This window comes from Lysobacter sp. A289 (assembly GCF_054072675.1).
Window position 1 is genome coordinate 2,360,387 of sequence record NZ_JBSVRN010000001.1, and the last position, 21,735, is coordinate 2,382,121.

Annotated in this window: 23 protein-coding genes and 1 pseudogene; 9 read left to right on the plus strand and 15 right to left on the minus strand. The window is 65.1% G+C overall.

From position 1 onward, the window contains the following. Positions 1-9: 9 nt before the first annotated feature. Positions 10-1,683: an NAD(P)/FAD-dependent oxidoreductase gene (locus ACW5DN_RS10920; protein ID WP_456962688.1), complete on the minus strand. Its 1,674-nt coding sequence runs from the start codon at positions 1,681-1,683 to the stop codon at positions 10-12. A gap of 69 nt (positions 1,684-1,752) precedes the next feature. Here ACW5DN_RS10920 and ACW5DN_RS10925 point away from each other — a divergent pair, with 69 nt between their 5' ends. Continuing rightward, positions 1,753-3,237 carry an MATE family efflux transporter gene (locus ACW5DN_RS10925; RefSeq protein ID WP_456962689.1) on the plus strand — a complete coding sequence of 495 codons (1,485 nt, stop codon included), beginning with the start codon at positions 1,753-1,755 and terminating at the stop codon, positions 3,235-3,237. Positions 3,238-3,252: 15 nt separating this feature from the next. On the opposite strand, the gene ACW5DN_RS10930 is transcribed toward ACW5DN_RS10925, so the two are convergent. The 7 genes from ACW5DN_RS10930 to ACW5DN_RS10960 all read right to left on the minus strand — a co-directional run bounded on the left by ACW5DN_RS10930 (position 3,253) and on the right by ACW5DN_RS10960 (position 9,890). After that, entirely contained in the window at positions 3,253-3,897 is a 645-nt protein-coding gene (locus ACW5DN_RS10930; protein ID WP_456962690.1) for a hypothetical protein, read from the minus strand. A gap of 3 nt (positions 3,898-3,900) precedes the next feature. After that, a complete protein-coding gene (locus ACW5DN_RS10935; protein ID WP_456962691.1) occupies positions 3,901-4,260 on the minus strand; it encodes a type II toxin-antitoxin system prevent-host-death family antitoxin in 360 nt (119 codons plus the stop codon). Between the two features lie 145 nt (positions 4,261-4,405). After that, a complete protein-coding gene (locus ACW5DN_RS10940) occupies positions 4,406-5,263 on the minus strand; it encodes a PmeII family type II restriction endonuclease (RefSeq protein ID WP_456962692.1) in 858 nt (285 codons plus the stop codon). 182 nt (positions 5,264-5,445) lie between these two features. Next, positions 5,446-6,855, minus strand: coding sequence for a DNA cytosine methyltransferase (locus ACW5DN_RS10945; protein WP_456962693.1), 1,410 nt, complete (start codon positions 6,853-6,855; stop codon positions 5,446-5,448). 179 nt (positions 6,856-7,034) lie between these two features. Further along, on the minus strand, positions 7,035-8,303 hold the full coding sequence (locus ACW5DN_RS10950) for a HipA domain-containing protein (RefSeq protein WP_456962694.1): 1,269 nt from the start codon (positions 8,301-8,303) through the stop codon (positions 7,035-7,037). Further along, a complete protein-coding gene (locus tag ACW5DN_RS10955) occupies positions 8,303-8,581 on the minus strand; it encodes a helix-turn-helix domain-containing protein (protein ID WP_456962695.1) in 279 nt (92 codons plus the stop codon). The genes ACW5DN_RS10950 and ACW5DN_RS10955 overlap by 1 nt, the downstream gene beginning before the upstream one ends. A 100-nt stretch (positions 8,582-8,681) precedes the next feature. Further along, positions 8,682-9,890, minus strand: a complete 1,209-nt coding sequence (locus ACW5DN_RS10960) for an MFS transporter (protein ID WP_456962696.1) — start codon at positions 9,888-9,890, stop codon at positions 8,682-8,684. A gap of 115 nt (positions 9,891-10,005) precedes the next feature. On the opposite strand from ACW5DN_RS10960, the gene ACW5DN_RS10965 reads away from it, so the two are divergent. The 6 genes from ACW5DN_RS10965 (at position 10,006) to ACW5DN_RS10990 (ending at position 15,255) form a co-directional block, all read left to right on the plus strand. After that, complete coding sequence (locus ACW5DN_RS10965; RefSeq protein WP_456962697.1) at positions 10,006-10,527, plus strand: hypothetical protein; 522 nt, start codon at positions 10,006-10,008, stop codon at positions 10,525-10,527. 89 nt (positions 10,528-10,616) lie between these two features. After that, a complete protein-coding gene (locus ACW5DN_RS10970) occupies positions 10,617-13,148 on the plus strand; it encodes a DEAD/DEAH box helicase (RefSeq protein WP_456962698.1) in 2,532 nt (843 codons plus the stop codon). Then, on the plus strand, positions 13,145-13,981 hold the full coding sequence (locus ACW5DN_RS10975) for a ribonuclease H-like domain-containing protein (RefSeq protein WP_456962699.1): 837 nt from the start codon (positions 13,145-13,147) through the stop codon (positions 13,979-13,981). Before ACW5DN_RS10970 ends, ACW5DN_RS10975 begins: the two co-directional genes overlap by 4 nt. A 52-nt stretch (positions 13,982-14,033) precedes the next feature. After that, positions 14,034-14,327 carry an I78 family peptidase inhibitor gene (locus ACW5DN_RS10980; protein ID WP_456962700.1) on the plus strand — a complete coding sequence of 98 codons (294 nt, stop codon included), beginning with the start codon at positions 14,034-14,036 and terminating at the stop codon, positions 14,325-14,327. A gap of 11 nt (positions 14,328-14,338) precedes the next feature. After that, positions 14,339-14,812 (plus strand): ribonuclease domain-containing protein, encoded by a 474-nt coding sequence (locus ACW5DN_RS10985; RefSeq protein WP_456962701.1) that lies wholly within the window; start codon positions 14,339-14,341, stop codon positions 14,810-14,812. Then, positions 14,809-15,255, plus strand: a complete 447-nt coding sequence (locus ACW5DN_RS10990; protein ID WP_456962702.1) for a barstar family protein — start codon at positions 14,809-14,811, stop codon at positions 15,253-15,255. Before ACW5DN_RS10985 ends, ACW5DN_RS10990 begins: the two co-directional genes overlap by 4 nt. Before the next feature lie 69 nt (positions 15,256-15,324). On the opposite strand, the gene ACW5DN_RS10995 is transcribed toward ACW5DN_RS10990, so the two are convergent. The 7 genes and pseudogenes from ACW5DN_RS10995 to ACW5DN_RS11025 form a co-directional block, all read right to left on the minus strand. Beyond that, a complete protein-coding gene (locus ACW5DN_RS10995; protein ID WP_456962703.1) occupies positions 15,325-15,657 on the minus strand; it encodes a hypothetical protein in 333 nt (110 codons plus the stop codon). A gap of 124 nt (positions 15,658-15,781) precedes the next feature. Then, entirely contained in the window at positions 15,782-16,015 is a 234-nt protein-coding gene (locus ACW5DN_RS11000) for a hypothetical protein (protein ID WP_456962704.1), read from the minus strand. Positions 16,016-16,157: 142 nt separating this feature from the next. Continuing rightward, a complete protein-coding gene (gene egtD / locus ACW5DN_RS11005; protein ID WP_456962705.1) occupies positions 16,158-17,144 on the minus strand; it encodes an L-histidine N(alpha)-methyltransferase in 987 nt (328 codons plus the stop codon). Beyond that, the gene (egtB, locus tag ACW5DN_RS11010) at positions 17,144-18,457 is read right to left on the minus strand and encodes an ergothioneine biosynthesis protein EgtB (protein ID WP_456962706.1); all 1,314 of its coding nucleotides are present in this window, start codon (positions 18,455-18,457) and stop codon (positions 17,144-17,146) included. Before egtB ends, egtD begins: the two co-directional genes overlap by 1 nt. Positions 18,458-18,513: 56 nt before the next feature. Next, positions 18,514-19,104, minus strand: coding sequence for a GTP cyclohydrolase I FolE (folE, locus tag ACW5DN_RS11015; protein ID WP_456962707.1), 591 nt, complete (start codon positions 19,102-19,104; stop codon positions 18,514-18,516). A gap of 121 nt (positions 19,105-19,225) precedes the next feature. Beyond that, positions 19,226-19,693, minus strand: a complete 468-nt coding sequence (locus ACW5DN_RS11020) for a hypothetical protein (protein WP_456962708.1) — start codon at positions 19,691-19,693, stop codon at positions 19,226-19,228. A gap of 122 nt (positions 19,694-19,815) precedes the next feature. Beyond that, a pseudogene (locus tag ACW5DN_RS11025) lies at positions 19,816-19,996 on the minus strand (exodeoxyribonuclease V subunit alpha); the annotation flags it as partial. Between the two features lie 111 nt (positions 19,997-20,107). Between ACW5DN_RS11025 and ACW5DN_RS11030 the strand changes: the two are divergent. Continuing rightward, the gene (locus ACW5DN_RS11030) at positions 20,108-20,944 is read left to right on the plus strand and encodes an ABC transporter ATP-binding protein (RefSeq protein ID WP_456963050.1); all 837 of its coding nucleotides are present in this window, start codon (positions 20,108-20,110) and stop codon (positions 20,942-20,944) included. Next, positions 20,944-21,693, plus strand: coding sequence for an MlaE family lipid ABC transporter permease subunit (locus tag ACW5DN_RS11035; RefSeq protein WP_456962709.1), 750 nt, complete (start codon positions 20,944-20,946; stop codon positions 21,691-21,693). Before ACW5DN_RS11030 ends, ACW5DN_RS11035 begins: the two co-directional genes overlap by 1 nt. Positions 21,694-21,735: the final 42 nt, after the last annotated feature.

Sequence of the window (21,735 nt, forward strand, 5' to 3'; positions counted from 1 at the left end):
GCATCGGGGTCAACCGATGGAATCGCCAGAGCCGACAATGCTCAGTGCCACCGCTTCGGCCGCCCGGATACCATCCACGCCCGCCGAAAGAATGCCGCCGGCATAGCCCGCGCCTTCGCCGGCGGGGAACAGGCCACGGGTATTGAGGCTGTGACCCTCCGCGTTGCGCGCCATGCGCACCGGCGAGGACGTGCGCGTCTCGACCCCGGTCAGCACCGCATCGCCCATCGCAAAGCCGCGCAACTGTTTGTGGAACGCCGGCAGCGCCTCGCGGATCGCCGCAATTGCATAGTCGGGCAATGACTGGCTCAAATCACCCAGCCGTACCCCCGGGGTGTAGGACGGCAGCACGGTGCCGAATTCCTGCGAGGCGCGGCCGTGGAGGAAGTCGCCGACCAGTTGCGCCGGGGCCTCGTACTCGCCGCCGCCCAGCTCGAATGCGCGCGCCTCCCAATGGCGCTGCAAGGCGATGCCGGCCAACGGGTCGGCGGTACCATCCTGTCGGCCATAAGGCGCGAAGTCCGCCGGCGTGATTCCGCACACGATCGCCGCGTTCGCGTTGCGCTCGTTGCGTGAGTACTGGCTCATGCCGTTGGTCACCACGCAGCCGGGCTCGCTCGCAGCCGCGACCACGGTGCCGCCCGGACACATGCAGAAGCTGTACACCGAACGCCCGTTGCTGCAGTGGTGCACCAGCTTGTAATCCGCTGCGCCCAGCACCGGATGCCCGGCCTGCGGGCCAAACCGCGCGGTATCGATCACCGATTGCGGATGCTCGATGCGGAACCCGATCGAGAACGGCTTGGCCTCCAGCCACACACCGCGCCGATGCAGCATCTCGAACGTATCGCGAGCGCTGTGGCCGACCGCAAACACCACGTGGTCGGTGCGCAGCTCCTCGCCGCTTTCCAGCATCACGCCGCGTACCTGCCGGGTGCCGGCGGCATCGGTCTCCACCAACACGTCATCGACGCGTTGTGAAAAGCGGATCTCCCCGCCCAGCGACTCGATGGTCGCGCGCATGTGCTCCACCATCGACACCAACTTGAACGTGCCGATATGCGGCTTGGAGACGTACAGGATTTCCGGCGGCGCACCGGCTGCGACGAACTCGGTCAGCACCTTCCGTCCGTGGTGGTGGCGATCGGCGATCTGGCTGTACAACTTGCCGTCCGAAAACGTGCCCGCCCCGCCTTCGCCGTACTGCACGTTGGACTCGGGGTTGAGGACTTTTTTGCGCCACAGCCCGAAGGTATCCACCGTGCGCTCGCGCACCGCCTTGCCGCGCTCCAGGATGATCGGCCGGAAGCCCATCTGTGCCAGCACCAAACCGGCAAACAGACCACACGGCCCGGTGCCGATCACGACCGGCCGCAGCGGCAGTTTTGCCGGCGCCTGGGCGACGTACTTGTAAGTCGTGTCCGGGGTCGGCCCGACCTTCGGCCCCCCCGGCGCGGGCACCTCCTGCGCCAGCCGCTGCAGGACTTCCGCCTCGCGCGGGGTGTCCACGTCGACCGAATAGATCAGCACGATCCCGCCACGCCGGCGCGCATCGTGACTGCGCTTGGCGAGGGTGTAACCGGTCAGTTCGTCGGTCGTGATGCCGAGGCGGGCCACGATGGCATCGACCAGGGCGGATTCGGCGTGGTCGAGCGGAAGTTTGATATCAGTGATTCTAAGCATGGCGGATTATTGCGCATTCGCACTGCATGCACCGTGTCCCGTTACGCTGGCCGCCTGCCTGGAGCGCCGATGATCCAACAACGCACCCTTACCGAAGGCCCGATTGGGCGCACCCTGTTCGTGTTTGCCCTGCCGATCCTTGGCGGCAACGTGCTGCAGTCCCTCAACGGCTCGGTCAACGCGGTCTGGGTCGGTCGCTTCCTCGGCGAGGAAGCGCTGACGGCCATCGCCAACGCCAACAACATCATGTTCCTGCTACTGGGCGGGGTGTTCGGCTTCGGCATGGCTTCGACCATCCTGGTCGGGCAGGCGATGGGCCGGAAGAACCTGCCGGAAGCACGCCGGGTGATCGGCTCGGCGGCGACGTTCTTCCTCGGCATCTCGATTGCGCTGGCGGCGATCGGGTTGCCGCTGTCGCGCCATGTACTGGTCTGGATGTCGACCCCGGAAGCGGCGCTGCCACTGGCCGACGCCTACCTGAAGATCATCTTCCTGGCGCTGCCGTTCCTCTACGCGTTCGCATTCCTGTCGGCGATCCTGCGCGGCGCCGGCGACACCCGCACGCCGTTCCTGTTCCTGTTCATCGCGGTGCTGCTCGACATCGTGCTGGTGCCGCTGCTGATGTTCGGGATCGGCCCGCTGCCGGAGATGGGCATGGCGGGCAGCGCGATGGCCACCCTGATTGCCAACGTCATCGCGCTGGCGGCGATGCTGGCGTGGCTGCGGCACAAGCGCCACCCGCTGTGGATCGGTCGTGATGAAAGCCACCTGTTCAAGCCCGACTGGATCATCGTGCGCACGCTGGTGGTCAAGGGTGTGCCGATGGGCCTGCAGATGGTGATGATCTCGTTGGCGATGATCGCAATGATCACGATGGTCAACCAGTACGGCACCCTCACCACCGCGGCTTACGGCGCCGCCCTGCAGCTGTGGACCTACGTGCAGATGCCGGCGATGGCGATCGGCGCGGCGTGCTCCTCGATGGCCGCGCAGAACGTCGGTGCCGGCCGCTGGGACCGCGTGGAAGCAACGACCCGCCACGGCATCGGCTTCAACTTCCTGTTGACCGGCGCGCTGATCGCTCCGCTGATTCTGCTCGATCAGTACACCCTGGCGATGTTCATGCCCACCGGCAGCGAAGCGCTGGAGATCGCCCGTCACCTCAACCACATCGCGGTGTGGTCGTTCCTGTTCTTCGGGGTGACGTTCGTGGTCGCCGGCGTAGTGCGCTCTACCGGCGCGGTGATCCCGCCGCTGGTGATCCTCGGCCTGGCGCTATGGGGCGTGCGCGTGCCGTTCGCCAACTGGCTGCAACCCGAGATGGGCGTGGACGCGATCTGGTGGAGCTTCCCGGTCAGCGCGTTAGTGTCGGCGGTGTTGTCGCTGGCCTATTACAAATGGGGTCGCTGGCGCGAGGCGACGATGCTGCCGGTCGACCCCGACGCGATTGCGGTGCCGTCGGAAGTGCCCGGGCAGGTGCCATCGCCGGTGGCGGAGACCGGGGCGCACTGCGAGGAGGATGAAGGCGAGCCGGTAGTGGCACTGCCGCGTTGATGCGCTGCAGCCTCTCTATCCCTGTTGCTGCAACGCAGCCTCAACGATGACCTTCGCCCACTGCGGCGTACGACGCAGCCGCGCGGGCACCGGCGCGATGATTCGCTCACCGCGCCAGTGCAACAGCAACAACGGATTCGCCGCGACGGCGCCGTCCGCTTGTTCCTGGCTGTTGTCATACACGCGCAGCTCGTGCAGGCGAGGCAATAAAGCGATGAGGTTGCGGCGGGCATCGTCCCAGCGCGCGCGGATCTTGTCGGAGGGAATGTCGTGGCCGCCGGCAAGGACACGCGCGGCGACACGGCTGAGATGCCGTTCCGGGCTGTCGAGGCCGACAAACCAGACCGTGACCGCATGCGTGTCACACGCACGACCGATCAACGCGGGAATGGTGTTGCCGCCCAGCGTGGTCTCGAAAGCAAAGTTGTGACCGTCAACGATGGCGGACTCGAGCGCGCGCCGACCGTGCTGCCATGCCGCGGCGTTCGCTTCGCCGGGAGCGATGCCGTCGGCGAGCAGGCGCGCGGTGGCCTCGTCGGGGTTGTAGTAATCCAGCCCCTGGCTGCGCAGGGAAGCGCCGGCCACGGAACTCTTGCCGGCACCGTTCACGCCCGCCAGCACCAGCAGGGTCGGGCGCGGGGACGCGACTTCGGGCGCCATGGATTACTTGTCGGCCACGGGGCTGATGCGTCGTCGGGCCGGGCTGGCGATGCCGCCTGCGACCACGCGACGCAACCGCTTGCCTGCGTCCGGGGTATTGAGCACTGCGAGCCTGCGGTCGAAGTCGGCGACCAGCACCTGCAGCGGATCATTGGCCTGCGCCCGCCGCACCAGTGCGGCGTAGGCGACCACGTCCACCACCACCGCCTGCGGCTTGCCGTGGTGGGTGACGAGAACCTCGCCGTGACGCACCGCCTCGCGCACGATCCCGCTCCAACCGCTCTTCACTTCCGAGGCGGAATGAACCGGCGTGTCGCCGCCGACAAGCTGGCGGACGTCATCAAGGGGCTGGGGGGATGACATGGCGAGGCTCCGATTGGCATGCGGATCACATTAGGACATTTTGTCCATTTTGTCCATTTATAGCGTCGGTCGGTTAACGCTTCCACGTCGTCGCAGATGGTCACTGCAAGGACGGTTCAGTCGTGATCCCGGATGGGTCTGGTGGTCAATCCAGCTTGATCTTGACCTCCGCGGCGCTGTTGAACATCGCAAATTTTTCCCAATTGATCGCTCCGCTCTCCAACTGGAAGCCATTAAGAAAAGCGGTAGCGAGCCGATTACTAGCCCTATCAAATGCAGCCTCAAAAAGTGGCGCATGTGCCACGGGCAACACCCCCATGAGGTCGATGATTCGGAGATAGAAATCTGGCTCCCCTGTCAGCTCGAACCAGAACATCTGGCCCGCGAGTTCTCGATACTGGCCAGCCCCTGCACCACCTATTCTCTGTTTTTTCTTTCCGTAGCAATAGCCGATGATGGGGTCATAGAGCGTTCCTGCCTTGCTCAACCGCGCTCGAAGGGAGACGAAATTCTGCGCCTGCTTTTTCTTGCTTGCCGCATTGAAGACGTTTGGACCGGACTTGACAGCTATTGGCGATACTCGCTCATGGTAGTGCTCGATAGACATATCGATGCCCTCACCGTGGCTTATCGTCACGGCATAATCGGGGTTATTCCGAAAGCTCTCTTGCGCAACCCAGAGCGCGAGAGGCTCGAAAAATATATTGCCAAATAAGGTCTCGTCGGAACTACTCGTGTGCGCGACTAGTAGCTCGTTAACGATGTCAGCCGCGTTGTTCTTCCCCGTGGCCTTATACAAATATGGGTTCTTACGACGCAGTGTCTTCTCGAGGTCGATCGTGTCTAGCGCTGCTATTCGCCTGCTGTAGAACTCGGCGAGCAGGGCTTCGACTTTCGCAGTGAGCGGGGATATCCCAATGACAGGACGCAACGGGCGGGCGGGGAAAATCGAAGGACCCGGTTGCTTTATCTTCTTCGATGTCACCTTCTTTGCCTTCGTCATTCTGGCCTCGCATCTGTTAGACATAGGCGACATTGTGCATGGAAGGAAGTCGGGCGCGGTGGATCGCACAGCGGTTGCGCACGAGTGCCCATACGGTTTCCACGTGGGCGCCAGCGCTTGACCTTTGGTCAGCCGGCCACGCGTAACACTGGCGAGCTAGCGAGGGTTTCGACTTTGACCGGCTAGTTAGAGAAACCGAACGACGCTGCTTGCTTTTTCATCGCTTCCCGCCAGCTAACGTGATCCGTACCTCGGTATCGCGAGTAGCGGAATGGCGTAGTTGCCTCTATTGGCGAGTCGGCAAGCGCATCTTTGACAAGCTTACCCAACGCGTGGCCCAAGCCTGCCGGAACTGCATTGCCGATCTGACGATACCTCTCCAGCAGCGAACCTCGGAAATGCCACGTATCCGGGAATTCCTGTAGCCGTGCGTACTCTTGGACACTGAGGGGACGGTCTTCAACGGGATGGCAAAGATCAGTGGCAGGCATCGCCGGATGTGTGACCAGCGTGGGAGCCGGCTTGTCCCAGGCGAGCCGTCGCAGGAAGCCTGTCTTACCGCCGCCAGCGAAATATGAATTCCCCAGTGCCTCTTTTTGTAGTTTCGGGGGAAGGTCACGCCAATTCTGGCCAGCCTCCAACATGCGGTAGTACTTCAGCCGCTTTTCTGGGAAGCGAACGAAGTCATGCTCTACCTTCGTCATTCCCTTGACGGTCTGCCGGAAGGTGCGCCATCGCGGCAAGCCATGCTGGCCTTGGTCGCTGTGTGTCGGCGCCAAGAACGGCAGGATCCGCCCTCCGCGGGCGGCAATGAGGATCACCCGTTCGCGGGTTTGCGGGCTGCCAAAGTTTGCGGCGTTGTACAGATTAAAACTTACGCCGTAGCCCGCGTCATCAAGCATCCCAATGATGTGCGCCAATGCGCCGCCCGGCAGTTCGTCGTTTGACAGCGGCGCGAAGCCCTTCCCTCGTTGGTCGTGGGGTCGGTGCTTCAGCGCTGCAGAAAGGAGCCCTCGCACATTCTCGATAACCAAGTAGCGCGGGCGCAATGCAAGCCCAAGCTCGATGTACTTCAGGAACACATTGCCGCGGGCATCGTCAAAACCTTTGCGTTGCCCGGCCGAACTGAACGCCTGGCATGGCGGCCCGCCCGCGATGAGGTGGATTTCTTCCTTCGCACCCAGCCCTGCTGCTTCCCGGATCTGAACGGCGTCGTAGTCGTTGATGTCACTGAGCAACGCGATGTCAGGCCGGTTTGCCTGGATCGTGGCACGGCAGGCTTTGTCGAACTCGCACGCGAGCGAGATCTCGATCCCAGCTCGCTCCAAGCCAAGGTCGAGGCCCATCGCCCCACTGAAGAAGCTAAGGGCTCTGATGCCGCCCTTTTTCCGTTGCCGAAGCGGATGATCCTCGACTGGCTCTAGCTCGGGTTCGCTGCCTGTCTGGTACGCCTCCAACGCGGACTCACGGATCGTCCAAGCCCCTCCGATCTTCTCTCCCGCCATTTGGCCTTCGCGCAAGAGCCTTCTGACGTACTGTTCGGAGTATGCGAGCCTGCCGGAAACGTCATACACCGATAGCAGATCCGACATTTGTTTCGTCCTCGAAACCAAATTAAGTACCTGAGGCTATTGCTCAACGACCAATCGGTCAAGCGCTATTCCTGCAAGAGGTAGAGGCCTGAACTTGCAGGCCGATAACCGACCGCGCTGCAGCAAGGTGGCGAACATCAACCTTGTCCTTCTGGAGCCGGCACTCAGGTTGAGTTTTGTTATCCGTCAGCACTCAGCCGGTTCTCAATCCAGCTCGCGCGTCGCTCGATAGTTTCTGCCAGCCGCGCTGCGAAGCGCTCGGAATGAATGTCCTGCAGGTCATCCAACACGTCCGGCAGCTGCTGGATCGTTCGGTTGGCCAGATCGACCGCACGCTTGCGCAACTGGGTGATGTTCAAGCCGACAGCCTCGCACAGGCGTTGCCAATGCCGTGCCATCACCCAGTCGGGCCGGCTCTCACCGCCAATGGCCATGGCCATCTTTTGCGACAGCTGCGGCCAATGAGCCAATGACAGCAGATCGTACGCGGGCGCGATACCCAGTCGGCCAGTATGGTCGTACAACATCGACAGGTTCTTGCCGTGTGCGTCGGCGTTGCCGATCAGGAAGTTGTAAAGCAGCCAGTCCACCGCCTTCAGCCGGTCGAGTGCGGGCCGGGCGCTGTGCCGGTCGATGCCGGTGAACACGTCGAGCACGCCAGGACCACCATCGGCCTCGTATTTCTGGTCCGGGAGGACGCCACCGAGTTGGCAGAAATCAAGCTGGTGCAGCCGCCGGACCTGCGCGTCCTGTACGACCCGGTCGTAGCGGGCGATCAGCAGCACTGGCTCGGGGTCGGTCAGCACTTCGACGTCGGCAACATCGAGACCCACGGCTCTGGCCAGGCGCAAGCAGACGGCCTCATTCAGCACCGAATCCGGGAGCAACGAGTCGGGCTGCAATGCAGGTTTGAGGATGTGAGTCGACGGCGCGCCGTGAACTGGCAGCCACAACTGGCCGTCGGTGTAACGAACCGGAATCTTGTTCTGGGCGCCGGCCAGCGACAGGCGCAATGCGTCGTGGCTCTGCAGCAACGGCACGTTGTTGCTCAGACTGGCGAGGTCGGTTGCCAGTTGCACGGGCGGGTAGGGGAGGTAGCAGGACTCCGGTTCGGAACCAGGAAAATCGGCTTCCAAGCCCGCTTCCGGCACCAGTTCGAACGCACCCGCGCATTCGCGCCCGAACGCCTCCAGCATCCGGAAGACATTGCCTCGCGGCAGGCGCCGTAACTTGCACAACGTATCGAGTACGTTGCCTTCGGGTAGCAAGTTGGCGAAGAAGAACAGCACCTCGTCGCCCACGTAGGCCGGCCCGGCCAATGGCAGGCGCGGCGACAGCGGGAACGCGTCCCCTCGTGCCAGCCACGCCGGGTCATAGGCGAACCGCAGCGCGCGCCCGTCAAGCGACAGCCAACCAACGGGCTGGGCGACGTGGCGCACGCATAGCATTACGCGCGCTCCTCGAGCGTCATGGTCAGGCCAAGCCCTTTGAGAACTTGCAAGGCATTGCCCAACGAGACACCACTGCGACCGTTTTCCAGCGCAATGATCGTGTCGCGGCTGGTGCCCGACACCAGCGACAGTTGGGCCTGGGTCAAGCCCATCGCGACGCGGGCGTTGCGCACCGCATGGCCCAACTCGAGCAATTCGGGCTGACTGCCTTGCACGGCATGGCTACGCGAACGCGTACTCGTTGAAATGTTGGCGTTATCCGACTTTGTAGTCATGGTCGCAGCCGTCGCGAGGAATGTCGGCAATATCCGACTTATGTTGCAGAAGTACCGAGTAAACTCGACAAGTCGGTTATTGTCAACTTTCTACGATGGGCTACGCCACGTCCAACGCGCGCAACCGCCGCTCATCCCAACGCGCCCACCCATAGATCAGCAATCCACCGAGCGCCGTCGCGGCACCCACGTAACCGGTCGAGGTCCAGCCGAATCCGGCGCTGATGGCCATGCCGCCCAGCCACGGGCCGAGGGCGTTCGCGGCGTTGAAGGCGGCGTGGTTGGAGGCGGCGGCCAGGGTCTGCGCTTCGCCGGCCACGTCCATCAATCGGGTCTGCAGCACCGGGGCCAATGCGCCCATCGTGCCCAGGGCGACCACCACCGGCAGGATGCTCCACAGCGAGTGCGCGGCGAACGGGTAGATCAGCAGCACCAGCGCCGACCAGCCCAGGATCACCGCCGTCGCACGGAACTGCATGCGGTCGACCAGCCAGCCACCAGCGAGGTTGCCGATGACCGAGCCGACGCCGAACACCGCCATCGCGATCGGGATCCAGCCGTCGGTGACCCCGGTCACTTCGGTCAGCGTGGGCGCGAGGTAGCTGAAGGCGCAGAACATGCCGGCAAAGCCGACCGCGCCGATCAGCAGCGTCAACCACACTTGCGACTGGTGGAACGCGCGTAGCTCCCGCAAGGGGCTTTGGCGTGGCTCGGAGGGATCAGCGCTCAGGAAGCGCGCGATCATCGCGACTGTCAGCACCGCGACCACCGCGACCAGGGCAAACGTGTAACGCCAGCTCAGGGCCTGTCCCAGCCAGGTGGCGAGCGGGTTGCCGACCAGGATGGCGATCGACAGGCCCAGCATGACCTTGCTGATCGCCGCGCCGCGCTGGTCGGGGCGGCTGATGGAGGCGGCGACCAGCATCGCGACACCGAAGAAGGCGCCGTGCGGCAGGCCGGCAATAAAGCGGAACGCCAGCATCGCGTGGTAGTTCGGGGCGAATGCGGTCGCCAGATTGCCGAGCGCGTAGAAGCCCATCAACGCCAGCAGCAGCGAGCGCCGCGGCAACCGCGCCCCGAGGATCGCCAGCACCGGCGCGCCGACCACGACGCCGAGCGCATACGCGCTGATCAGATGGCCGACCTGCGGCTCGGTAATATCCAGGCCCAGCACCAGGCTCGGCATCAAGCCCATCATCGCGAACTCACTGGTGCCGATCGCAAAACCACCGGTCGCCAAGGCGAACAGGATCAGGGCGATGCGGCGGCGGTCGAGCACCGGGTTGGTTGAGGTTGAGGTGTCCGCCACGGGCCGGATCCTTGCGAAGACAAGCGGGTATTGTGCGTCGCAACACGCCGGCAATACAGAACCGCGGATAAAACGCTGTGGTGCGCGCGGTTGGTCGCACGCCCATGATGACGCCATGATGCTCACCGACGACACCCTGGTCCTGCCGATCGCTCCCGCGCGTTGGACACCGCCGCGTGCCGATATGGCGATCGACGGGGTTGCGTTGAAGCCCAAGTCCGAACTCCACATCACATTGATCGGCGGCGCCCTGGGCCGCGAACTGCGCGGCGTGTTCGCCGAGACTTGTCTCACCGGCGCGCTTGACCATGCGTTCGCGTCCCGGCGTTGGGATTTCAGTCGCACCGGCCGGTACCTACTACTGCGCAAGCCGTTGGGTGGGGAAGGTCACGCCGTCGCCGCCCACTCGATCATCGAGCTGGTCGAGCTGCCGGCGATGGCCCCGTTCCATCACGCGCTGGGCCGTCTGCTTGGCCGCCAGCTGCCGGTCCCGCCGCCGCACGTGACGCTGTACACCGCCGGGCGCGCGCAAGGCATCGGGGTGGCTAGTGCGAGCCGGTTGCGGGCGCTGGCGGTACGGGAAGTATCAGCGCGGGAGCTGGCCGGACAGGTGCCGTCGGATCGCACACAGGGATAACCGGTTGCGTCGAATCGCGGGCTGAGTTGTCCGGTCTCATCTGCTGCGACCGGCCTCTGCTCCACTGTCCCCATTTGCGGGGAAGGCAGATGCAACAGGCGTTGACGCGAAGGGTCGAGGATGAAGAACGTGCGTTGGCGCTGGCCAGTGGCGCGCGGCGCGGGGGTGATGGGGCCGCGCTGAGCCAGGCCTTGGCGCGACGCTACAAGGATCGCATCACCGGCAGCTTCATGGTTCCGGGGCAGGAGGGATCGTATGAGCCGATCCCGGACGACGTGCCGGCGGCGCTGGCGGCGGCATTGCGCGCGCGTGGGGTCGACCGGCTGTACAGCCATCAGGCGCAGGCTTGGGAGGCGGCCCAACGTGGCGAAAATATCGCCATCGTGACGCCGACCGCTTCGGGGAAATCACTGTGTTACACCCTCCCGGTGGTGGCGGCGTCGATGGGCGATTCGAAGGCCAAGGCTTTGTACCTGTTCCCGACCAAGGCGCTGGCCCAGGACCAGGTAGCCGAGTTGCTGGAGCTCAACCGCGCGGGCAATCTCGGAGTCAAGGCGTTCACCTTCGACGGCGACACGCCCGGCGATGCGCGCCAGGCGATCCGGCTGCACGGCGACATCGTGGTGAGCAATCCGGACATGCTGCATCAGGCGATCCTGCCGCATCACACCAAGTGGGCGCAGTTCTTCGAAAACCTGCGTTACGTGGTGATCGACGAGATCCATACCTACCGCGGCGTGTTCGGTTCGCACGTGACCAACGTGCTGCGCCGACTGAAGCGGATCTGCGCGTTCTATGGGGTGACGCCGCAGTTCATCCTGTGCTCGGCGACGATCGGCAACCCGGGCGAGCATGCGCGCGCACTGATCGAGGCGGACGTGCACACCATCACCCAGTCCGGCGCGCCGACCGGCGACAAGCACGTGCTGCTGTGGAATCCGCCGGTGGTCAACAAGGATCTCGGGCTGCGTGCGTCGGCGCGGTCACAGAGCAACCGGATTGCGCGGATCGCGATCAAGTCCGGGCTGAAGACGCTGGTGTTCGCACAGTCGCGGCTGATGGTCGAGGTACTGACCAAGTATCTGAAAGACGTGTTCGATTCCGACCCGCGCAAGCTGCCGCGGATCCGCGCGTACCGGGGCGGCTATTTGCCGACCGAGCGCCGCGCGGCCGAGCGCGACATGCGCGACGGGCGGATCGACGGAATCATTTCGACCTCGGCGCTGGAGCTGGGCGTGGACATCGGTTCGCTCGACGTGGTGGTGCTCAACGGCTATCCGGGCACGGTCGCGGCGACGTGGCAACGCTTCGGCCGTGCCGGCCGGCGGCAGCGGCCATCGCTGGGCGTGCTGGTGGCGAACTCGCAGCCGCTGGACCAGTACGTGGTGCGGCACCCGGACTTCTTCGCCGATGCGCCGCCGGAGCATGCGCGCATTGCCCCGGATCAGCCGCTGATCCTGTTCGACCACATCCGCTGCGCGGCGTTCGAGCTGGCGTTCGTTACCGACCACAACGGCCGCGATGAGCCGTTCGGGCCGATCGAGCCCGGGGTCTACCTGCAAGCCCTGGCCGAGACCGAGGTCGTGCACAAGGAAGGCGACCGTTGGGAGTGGATCGCGGACAGCTATCCGGCCGGGTCGGTATCGCTGCGCTCGGTCGCCGACGGCAACTTCGTAGTGGTCGACAAGACCGGTGGCCAGCGGCGGATCATCGCCGAGGTCGATTACTCCGCCGCCGCGCTGACCTTGTACGAGGGCGCGATCCACATGGTCCAAAGCACGCCGTACCAGGTCGAGCGGCTCGATTGGGATGGCCGCAAGGCCTATGTCACCCGCACCCACGTGGACTACTACACCGACTCGATCGACTACACCAAGCTGAAGGTGCTGGAGCGCTTTGACAGTGATCTCGCCGGTCGTGGCAACGCGCATCACGGCGAGGTTCACGTGGTGCGGCGGGTGTCGGGGTACAAGAAGATCCGCTACTACACCCACGAGAACATCGGCTACGGCCCGGTCAACCTGCCCGACCAGGAGCTGCACACCACCGCGGTGTGGTGGCAGCTGCCGCAGTCGGTGCTGCTGGCGTGGTTCGAGTCGCGCCAGGATGCGCTGGACGGCTTCCTCGGCGCCGCCTACGCGTTGCACGTGGTGGCGACGGTGGCGGTGATGGCCGATGCGCGCGATTTGCAGAAGTCGGTCGGCAACGACGATGGCGCGTGGTTCGCCGTTGCCGACGCCAGCGGCCGTGGCAGGCTACGCGGGTGGGAAGGCGACGGAGATCGTGGAGGCGGAAGGCATGACGATACGGGCGACTCACGCTCACCGGCCAGCCAGGCGGCCACCAACCGCGCGCTGATCGAAGTCCGCCAGTTCGTGCCGACCGTCTACCTGTACGACAACTTCCCCGGCGGCGTCGGCCTCAGCGAGCCGTTGTGGGTGCGACAGGCGGAACTGGTACAGCGCGCGATCGAACTGGTCGAGCGGTGCGATTGCAAGGCAGGCTGCCCGGCGTGCGTCGGGCCGATCCTGGCCGCCACCGAAGACGGCGACGGCCTCACCCCGAAGTCGTTGGCGCGACGGGTGCTGGGCCTGCTGGTGCCATCCGTGGGTGCGGTGTGAGCATCACGCTTGAACGGCTGCGCGCGCTCAAGCGCGAGGCAGGCAAGCCGGACACCCGACCGGCCCCCGGAAACGCGAAGACGTCGATCGAATCGCTGCGTCGCCTGCTCGGCGTGCGCGAGCGTTTGCCCATCTATGCGGCACCGCCGCGCGGCCCGGTTGACCGTTCACTGCCCGGCGAGGAGATCGCCCCGGGGCTGCGCCTGATCGAGGATTGGCTGCCGTTCGCAGCGCCTGTCGACACGCTGCCGCTGTCCTTTGCCAAACGCGACGACACGGTCAACCTGCGTGACCTGCTGTTCTTCGACACCGAAACCACCGGCTTGGCCGGCGGCACCGGCACGCGCGCGTTCCAGATCGGCGCGGCGGACTGGCATCGTCATCCGGTCCATGGCGATGGCTTGCGTGTGCGGCAGTTGCTGATCACTACCCTGGCCGCGGAGCCGCTGATGCTGCGCACGTTCGCCGGCTGGCTGGCGCCGACCACGGTGCTGTCGAGCTACAACGGCCGCTGCTACGACTCACCGCTGTTGAAGACGCGCTACCGGCTCGCGCGGATGGACGACCCGATCACGCCGCTGGACCACGTCGACCTGCTGTTCCCGACGCGGCGTCGCTACCGCGGGACGTGGGAGAACTGCCGGTTGGCGACGATCGAGCGCGAGTTGCTGAAGATCGTGCGCGAGGACGATCTGCCCGGCTCGCAAGCACCTGCGGCGTGGCGATCGTATCTGCGCGGCGGCTCATCCGCGCTGCTGCGGCGCGTGTGCGCGCACAACCACCAGGACGTGGTGACCCTGGCGCGGCTGATACTGCGGCTGGCTTTTACATGATCCTAACGGTTTCGACGGCACGCTCGCGCTATTGACTATCAGGAGCAGCACCATGGTTCGAATCGCCTTACCTGCCGCCATCATCATGTTCGCGGCCGCCGGCTGCACCACGATGGCAGCACCTCCGCCGCAGGTAATCGTGGGCCCGTGCACGACCGACACGATCTCGTGGGCGATCGGCAACGCCGCCACCGCCGAAATCGTGGAGCGCGCGCGCATCGAGAGCAACAGCAGCCACGTACGGGTGATCGAACCGAACCAGGCCGTGACCCAGGATTACCGCGAGGATCGGCTGAACATGCACGTCAACGAGTTGGGCGCGATCAACAGCCTGACCTGCGGCTAGGACGCAGCGCCATGCATCGCAAACGATCGGCTTGGCTGGTTGCCGGCGTTGTCCTGGTCGGGTTGTGGGCATGGACGCAGCGGCCCGATAACGGCGCATTGCTCCCTCCGGGCAGCGCGCCCGGCGTCCACGCACCGGCCACGGCGCCCGGTGAATTGCCCGGCGACGTCACCGGTTCCGCGTCGGCTGCCGGCCCGGGCTATCCGGCCTTCCTGCCGTCCCAGGCACACGCGGTGCTCGACGATATCGCCCGTGGCGGGCCGTACGACTACCGTCAGGACGGCGGCGTGTTCCAGAATCGCGAACGCGAGTTGCCGGCGCAGCCGCGCGGCTATTACCACGAGTTCACCGTACCCACGCCCGGTTCCCGCGATCGCGGCGCGCGGCGCATCGTGACCGGCGGCGACCCGCCGGTGGAGTATTTCTACACCGACGACCATTACCGCAGCTTCCGTCGTTTTCAACTGCCGGCGGCATCGCGATGAACGCCACCAACCCCAGCGAGCTGCGTCCGATGCTGGTTGACCCGCTGCGCGCCGGGGCGTACTTCATCGATGACCGCGACACCCCGGCAATGACTGCCGCTGCCGCGTCCCTGGATTTCACCGTGGCGCGCATTGACCTGGCCAACTGCGCTGACAAGGCCGGTGGGCTGGCCAGGATCGGCGAGACGTTGCAGTTCCCGGACTGGTTCGGCGCCAACTGGGATGCGCTCGCCGACTGCCTCGGCGACCTGTCATGGCTGCCCGCACCCGGCTACCTGCTGGTGCTGGACAACAGCGGCCAATGGCAGGCCACTCCCGACGCCGGCTTCAATACCTTGCTGGCGATCCTCAATGAGGCCGCCACGGATTGGTGCGAGCGCAACGTTCCGTTCTGGGCGATGGTTCCGCTGCCGGCCGAGACACTGGAAACGCTGGAACCCTGAGTGCCGCAGGCATCCACGGCACCCAGCGTTCAAGCCTTGGGATGAGACGCCGGTTTAGTGGCCGTCGCGTCAGTGCCCGTCGCGATCTGCATCGCCCGGCAGCGCGTCCTCGACCCGGTGCCAGGCGGCCTTGACGGCGTGCTTGGCTTTTTCCCAACCAAGCTGGGATTGGCCGCGAGCTTGCTCGTAGTCGCTCTTCAACTCCGGCTCGGCCTGGTCGAAGGTTTTGCCCTGGTAGCGCTGCTGGCCCTGATAGCCGGTGCGATAGGCCGGGTCGTACTCGTCGTAGGTGCGGCCGGCCTCGTAATAGCCTTCCTTGCTGTACTGGTTCTTCCAGTAATCCTGTTGGCCGGTCTCATCAAGCAGGCGGGTCGGGTTGTCGCCAGTGCGATGGGTGGTCATGTGGTCTCTCCAATGGTCGCGAAGCCGAACGACTTCGCCGTGGAAACCACGCTAGTCCCCGCGCCGTAATCCACGGGTCAAGGAAACGGGTGGTGCCCTCCACGCCGATTGAACAAACGCCAGCTCACACACGGTCATCAATGCCGAGGATGCCGGACTGCTTGGCACAGTGGGCGCAGCAAAAAAACGTGCCGTCGTGTTCGCAGCCATGACCGATGATCCTGCATTGGCAGTGCGCGCAGGTCGGGGCGAGGGCGTGGATCGCGCATTCGAACGAGTCGAATGTACCCCCGCCGTCACGGGTCTTCACGGTGAAGGACTTGTCGTAGTCGTTGCCGCACACGTCACAGGTCGCCATGGCGCACCTCAAATAATGGAGTGTCCGGCGAGTGTCGCGCAGGTGACGGTCAGCTTTGGTGAAGGCACTCGATGCAGCGCGTCAACCTGCGCGAAACGAGGTTTCCGAGGCCGGGATCGTCATTCCCGCAAAGGGGCGAAGTTCAAGTGTGGTGGAGCGGCTCCAGCAGGCGCAGGCCGAACCAGTCTCGCGGGTCGTTCCAACGCTCGATTACCCGAAGCCCCGCGCGGGCGGCCAGCGCCTCGAAACTGGCGTCGGTGTACTTGTGGCTGTACTCGACGCGCATTGCCTCACCTTCGTTGAAATGAAACGCTTGGCCGTCGACATGGACGTCCTGCGCGCGCCGGCTGACCAGGTCGGTCTCGACGCGGCCCCGCGGGCGCGAGTACACGGCGCGGTGGTGGAAGCCGGCCAGGTCGAAATCGCTGCCGATCTGACGGTTGAGCCGGGCCAGCAGGTTGAGGGTGAATTGCGCGGTGACGCCGGCAGCATCGTTGTAGGCCGCCTCGATCACGCCGGCGTCCTTGTCCAGGTCGATTCCGATCAACGCCTGGCCGCGCGCACCCATGGTGGCGCGCATCGAGCACAGCAGACGCAACGCATCGGCTTCATCGAAGTTGCCCAGGGTCGAGCCGGGGAAAAACACCAGCGTGTGGCCCGTCTCGCGCACCGGCCGTGGCAGCGGTACCGCATCAGTGAAATCGGCGCACACCGGCAACAGTTCGATCTGCGGAAACATCAGTGCCAGCCGCTCGACACTGGCCACCAGCGCGGTGCGCGAGATCTCGATCGGGGTGTAGGCGACCGGGTCATCCAGCCCTTCCAGCAGCAGTTGGGTCTTGCGCCCGCTGCCACTGCCGTACTCGACCACGTGCGCGTTTGCGGCGACCACGTCGCGGATTTGCGGCATCGAGGCATGCAGCAGTTCCAGCTCGACGCGGGTGAGGTAGTACTCGGGCTGGCGGGTGATCTGCTCGAACAGTTGCGAGCCGCGCTCATCGTAGAAGTACTTCGACGACAGCGTCTTCGGCGTGGATGACAAGCCGGCCAGAGTGTCGCCGATGATGTCGTCGGGGGTGGGTTGCAGGTCGGTGATTTTTGGCAGCACGGCGGTCTCAGCGGTCGTCATCAGGCATCCCTGGCCAGGCGCAGGCCGGAGAACTGCCAGCGGTCGGGCGGATAGAAGAAATTGCGGTAGCTGGCTCGCAGGTGGTCGGCCGGGCTGACGCAACTGCCGCCGCGCAACACCTGTTGGCCGCACATGAACTTGCCGTTGTACTCACCCAGCGCGCCGGGCATTTCGCGGAAACCGGGGTAGGCGCCGTAGCTGCTGGAAGTCCACTCCCAGACGTCGCCGAACATCTGTCGCGGCGTACGGCCATCGGCGCGAACGCCAAGCGGCTGCAACCGGTCGTCGTCGACAAAGTTCCCATCAACCGGCAGCGACTGCGCGGCATGCTCCCACTCAAACTCGGTGGGCAGCCGCGCGCCGGCCCAGCGCGCGAATGCGTCGGCTTCGAAATAGCTCAGGTGGCACACCGGTGCATGCGCGTCGATCTCCCGCAACCCGCCAAGGGTGAACTCACGCTCCAGCGCCTGCTCCCAGTACAGCGGTCGGCACCAGTGCTGCTGACTGACCTGCGCCCAGCCGGCGCTGAGCCACAGCACCGGGTTCCGATAGCCGCCATCGTCGATGAAGTCCCGGTATTCCCCGTTGCTGACCGGTCGGTTTGCCAACGCGTGGGACGGCATCAATACCCGGTGCCGCGGCGATTCGTTGTCATAGGCAAAAACGTCGCTGGCATTCGGCCACGGCGGTGCGCCCACCTGGATGACGGCCTCGTCCTGGTCGATCCATTCCAGCGGGCTGGCGTGACTGCGTGGCTGCTGCAGACCGGTACGGTACGCCGGCTTCAGCGGATTGCACCACAAGGCGTGCTTGATGTCGGTCAGCAGCAGCTCCTGGTGCTGTTGCTCATGGTGGAGGCCCAGCTCGATGCGCTGCAGCAATCCGCTGCCACCATCTTCCGCCGACTCGAAATCGCCGCGAAGGAACGCAGCGGCCATCCGCGCATCCACCTGGTCGCGATACTCCAGCACCTGCGCAAGCGTGGGCCGCGACAACAGCCCGCGCTGTGTGCGCTCGTGCATGGGCCCGATGCTTTGGTAGTAGCTGTTGAACAGGTAGTCCCAGGCCGCATTGAGCGCCTGGTAACCATCCCGGGCCCCGAGCACGAAACGCTCGAAAAACCAGGTCGTATGCGCGAGGTGCCATTTGCTCGGGCTGGCGTCGGCCATCGACTGCACCATCGCGTCCTCGGCCGACAGCGGGGCAGCCAGCGCGAGGCTGCGAGCGCGCACGTCCCGGTAGCGGGCAGCAAGGTCGCGGGGCGGCACGGCGGCCGCCGACGACAACGACCTAGAGTCAATGGTCACGGGCATGGTGCAAGCATACAAACCGACATGGCCGGGCGGGTTAGGACGACGTGACGGGCCACTCAACGCGAGCTCGTGGTACCGATGAACTGCAGGAACTCCGAGCGTGTACGGGCGTCATCGCGGAAGCCGCCAAGCATCTTGGAGGTGATCATCGCCACGCCACGCTTGTGCACGCCGCGGGTGGTCATGCAGCCATGGGTGGCTTCGATCACCACGCCGACGCCGCGCGGGTTCAGCACTCGCTGGATGCAGTCGGCAATCTGCGCGGTCATTTTTTCCTGCACCTGCAGACGGCGGGCATAGGCATCCACCACGCGCGCCAGCTTGCTGATGCCCACCACCTTGCCGTCGGGCAGGTAGCCGATATGGGCGCGGCCGATGATCGGCGCCATGTGGTGCTCACAATGGCTTTCGAAGCGGATGTCGCGCAGCACGATCAACTCGTCGTAGCCGGCGACCTCCTCGAAGGTGCGCGCCAGGTACTCGTCGGGATCCATCGCATAGCCGCTGAACCAGTCGGCATAAGCCTTGGCGACGCGCTTGGGCGTGTCCAGCAGGCCCTCGCGGGTGGGGTCGTCGCCGGCCCAGCTGAGCAAAGTGCGCACGGCGGCTTCGGCCTGCTCACGAGTAGGTTGGTTGGGGTCGGCCATGAGTGGCGGCACCTGATTGCGGGCCGATCATGCTACTCCAGCAACAAAAAAACGGGGCCGCAAGGCGACCCCGTTGAAGTACTGGTGCATCGTTTTTTATTGTGGGCGGGGCTGTGGCCGATCAGCGACCGTCGCGGTCGGCATCACCCGGCATGGCGCGTTCAATGTGGTGCCAGCCATCACGCACCGCGTGCTTGGCGTCGTTCCACTCCAGGCGCGAATTGTCCTGGGCCCGGGTCTGATCCCACTTGCGCTGCAGCTCAGGCTCGACATCGTCGAACTTCTTGCCGTTGTACTGGCCGTAGGTGTCATAGCCATACTGATAGGCCGGCTCGTAGTCATTCCACTCGCGATCGGCGGAGTAGTACGGGGCGTTCTTGTATTCGCGCTGGAAATGCTCGCGATACTCGGTGGGGTTGACCGCCTCGGCCATGGAATCGCCCGCCTTCGCACCAACCACGCCGCCGGCCACCGCGCCCACGGCGCTGCCGATCGGCCCGCCTGCCGCGCCAACCGCTGCGCCTGTCACCGCGCCGGCGACCGCGCCGGCACCTGCACCAATACTGTGGTCTTTCTTGACATCGTTCATGGGCTTGCTCCGTTGTGGGGGGATAGCCGGCTTGCGGCACCGGACGCCACGACACTAGGAGCTGCCTGATGGTGCTGGAGTGAAGGCATGAATGAACAGGCGGGCTTCGTTCATGCACCGCTTTACGGTTGGCACAGGCGCCGAGCCAGCCCGGATACCCGTCCGGCCTGACGCGCCAATGCGCCGCGCAATATCGTCTCGCTGGCGCACAGATGCAGCTCGCTGCGCGCCCGTGTCAATGCGGTGTAGACCAGCTCACCCGACAAGCCACGACCGTCCTGGCGGGGGCAGCTGCAACCACAATGCCTGCGCCATCGGCAACAGCCTGCGACAATGTCGACAACCCTTGTTCAGGTGCCGCCCACCAAGCTGCGCGATGTCTGCGCCTGCATGGCGGCGCGCCAAGCCTTGCCGATGACCGATTCCAATCCCATCGTCCGCGTCAACAACCTTCGCCTCGACCGGGGTGACCAGGTCGTGCTGCGCGATATCAACCTGGAAGTCCCGCGCGGACAGGTGGTCGCGGTACTGGGCCCGTCGGGCAGCGGCAAGTCCACCCTGTTGGCGGCGCTGACCGGTGAATTGTGGCCGGCGGCCGGCTCGGTGGAGATCTTCGGCCAGCCGATGCCGCGCGCGTCGCGACCGTTGCTGGAGCTGCGCAAGCGCATCGGGGTGATGTTGCAGGGTAATGGCCTGCTGACCGACTTGACCGCCGCCGAGAACGTCGCCCTGCCCTTGCGCACCCATACCCGACTGCCCAAACCGGTGATCGAGCGACTGGTGCGGATGAAGCTGCACGCGGTCGGTTTGCGCGCCGCAGCGGACGCCTTCCCGCGCGAACTGTCCGGCGGCATGGCGCGCCGGGTCGCATTGGCGCGGGCGCTGGCGATGGATCCGCCGCTGATGATCTACGACGAACCGCTGACCGGGCTGGACCCGATTGCCAGCGGAGTGGTGATGGAGTTGGTGCGCAGGCTCAACGACAGCCTTGGCCTGACCAGCATCGTGGTCACCCACCATGTCCGTGAGACCTTGCCGATCGCCGACCACGCCATCGTGATCGCCAACGGCACGATCGTGTTTTCCGGCACTCCGGCCGCGCTGGACGCCAGCACCGACCCGCTGGTCCGGCAGTTCCTGGACGGCAACCCTGACGGGCCGATCGGCTTCGACGCGCTGCCTCGCGGCGCCGTACTTCACGGCGTCGAGCCGGGCAACGCCGCCACCGCAACCACCAAGGAAGTCGCCTGATGGCCCTGGCTGCCGCTACCCGCTCCGTTGGCCGCGCCGGCCTGTTTACCTTGTCGGTGTTGCGTGCCTCGGTGCCCAGCGTCGACCTGTTTCGCGAGCTGGTCCGCGAGATCTACAAGATTGGCGCACGTTCACTGCCAATCATCGCCGTTGGCGGCGCGTTCGTGGGCTTATCGCTGACGTTGCTGGCCTATCGAGCGCTCGACACCTACGGTGCCAGCAACCAGGTCAGCATGATCCTGGGGCTGGGTATCTACCGCGAATTAGGGCCGGTACTGACCGCATTGCTGTTCATCGGCCGCGCCGGTTCGTCGATCGCCGCCGAGCTGGGCCTGATGCGCGCCACCGACCAGATCACCGCGCTGGGCCTGATGGGCATCGATCCGGTCGGCAAGGCGGTGGCGCCACGGTTCTGGGCGGCGGTGTTGTGCGTGCCGCTGCTGACCGGGTTCTTCTGCTCGCTGGCGATCAGTGCCAGTTACCTGGAGGCCGTGCACGTGATCGGCGTGGACTCGGGTATTTTCTGGCAGGTGTTGCGCGACAGCGTCGACCTGGTCGATGACTTCGGCATGGCCATGGTGAAATCCGCGGTGTTCGGCGCGGTCGCCGCGCTGGTCGCCGCCTACGTCGGTTTCCACGCCGAGCCGACCATCGAGGGCACCTCGGTCGCCACCACCAAGGCGGTGGTCAACGCCTCGCTGCTGGTGCTGATGCTGAACTTCGTGATGTCCGCACTGTTGTTCCAGTAACGCCATGCATCAACAACCCCATGCATCAATCGATGCGCTGAA

What these genes read in the sequence shown, in the direction of transcription:
- ACW5DN_RS10920 (WP_456962688.1), bottom strand. Translation starts at nt 1,683, where the DNA reads ATGCTTAGAATCACTGATATCAAACTTCCGCTCGACCACGCCGAATCC.
- ACW5DN_RS10925 (WP_456962689.1), top strand. Translation starts at nt 1,753, where the DNA reads ATGATCCAACAACGCACCCTTACCGAAGGCCCGATTGGGCGCACCCTG.
- ACW5DN_RS10930 (WP_456962690.1), bottom strand. Translation starts at nt 3,897, where the DNA reads ATGGCGCCCGAAGTCGCGTCCCCGCGCCCGACCCTGCTGGTGCTGGCG.
- ACW5DN_RS10935 (WP_456962691.1), bottom strand. Translation starts at nt 4,260, where the DNA reads ATGTCATCCCCCCAGCCCCTTGATGACGTCCGCCAGCTTGTCGGCGGC.
- ACW5DN_RS10940 (WP_456962692.1), bottom strand. Translation starts at nt 5,263, where the DNA reads ATGACGAAGGCAAAGAAGGTGACATCGAAGAAGATAAAGCAACCGGGT.
- ACW5DN_RS10945 (WP_456962693.1), bottom strand. Translation starts at nt 6,855, where the DNA reads ATGTCGGATCTGCTATCGGTGTATGACGTTTCCGGCAGGCTCGCATAC.
- ACW5DN_RS10950 (WP_456962694.1), bottom strand. Translation starts at nt 8,303, where the DNA reads ATGCTATGCGTGCGCCACGTCGCCCAGCCCGTTGGTTGGCTGTCGCTT.
- ACW5DN_RS10955 (WP_456962695.1), bottom strand. Translation starts at nt 8,581, where the DNA reads ATGACTACAAAGTCGGATAACGCCAACATTTCAACGAGTACGCGTTCG.
- ACW5DN_RS10965 (WP_456962697.1), top strand. Translation starts at nt 10,006, where the DNA reads ATGATGCTCACCGACGACACCCTGGTCCTGCCGATCGCTCCCGCGCGT.
- ACW5DN_RS10970 (WP_456962698.1), top strand. Translation starts at nt 10,617, where the DNA reads ATGCAACAGGCGTTGACGCGAAGGGTCGAGGATGAAGAACGTGCGTTG.
- ACW5DN_RS10980 (WP_456962700.1), top strand. Translation starts at nt 14,034, where the DNA reads ATGGTTCGAATCGCCTTACCTGCCGCCATCATCATGTTCGCGGCCGCC.
- ACW5DN_RS10985 (WP_456962701.1), top strand. Translation starts at nt 14,339, where the DNA reads ATGCATCGCAAACGATCGGCTTGGCTGGTTGCCGGCGTTGTCCTGGTC.
- ACW5DN_RS10990 (WP_456962702.1), top strand. Translation starts at nt 14,809, where the DNA reads ATGAACGCCACCAACCCCAGCGAGCTGCGTCCGATGCTGGTTGACCCG.
- ACW5DN_RS10995 (WP_456962703.1), bottom strand. Translation starts at nt 15,657, where the DNA reads ATGACCACCCATCGCACTGGCGACAACCCGACCCGCCTGCTTGATGAG.
- ACW5DN_RS11000 (WP_456962704.1), bottom strand. Translation starts at nt 16,015, where the DNA reads ATGGCGACCTGTGACGTGTGCGGCAACGACTACGACAAGTCCTTCACC.
- egtD (WP_456962705.1), bottom strand. Translation starts at nt 17,144, where the DNA reads ATGACGACCGCTGAGACCGCCGTGCTGCCAAAAATCACCGACCTGCAA.
- egtB (WP_456962706.1), bottom strand. Translation starts at nt 18,457, where the DNA reads ATGCCCGTGACCATTGACTCTAGGTCGTTGTCGTCGGCGGCCGCCGTG.
- folE (WP_456962707.1), bottom strand. Translation starts at nt 19,104, where the DNA reads ATGGCCGACCCCAACCAACCTACTCGTGAGCAGGCCGAAGCCGCCGTG.
- ACW5DN_RS11020 (WP_456962708.1), bottom strand. Translation starts at nt 19,693, where the DNA reads ATGAACGATGTCAAGAAAGACCACAGTATTGGTGCAGGTGCCGGCGCG.
- ACW5DN_RS11030 (WP_456963050.1), top strand. Translation starts at nt 20,108, where the DNA reads ATGACCGATTCCAATCCCATCGTCCGCGTCAACAACCTTCGCCTCGAC.
- ACW5DN_RS11035 (WP_456962709.1), top strand. Translation starts at nt 20,944, where the DNA reads ATGGCCCTGGCTGCCGCTACCCGCTCCGTTGGCCGCGCCGGCCTGTTT.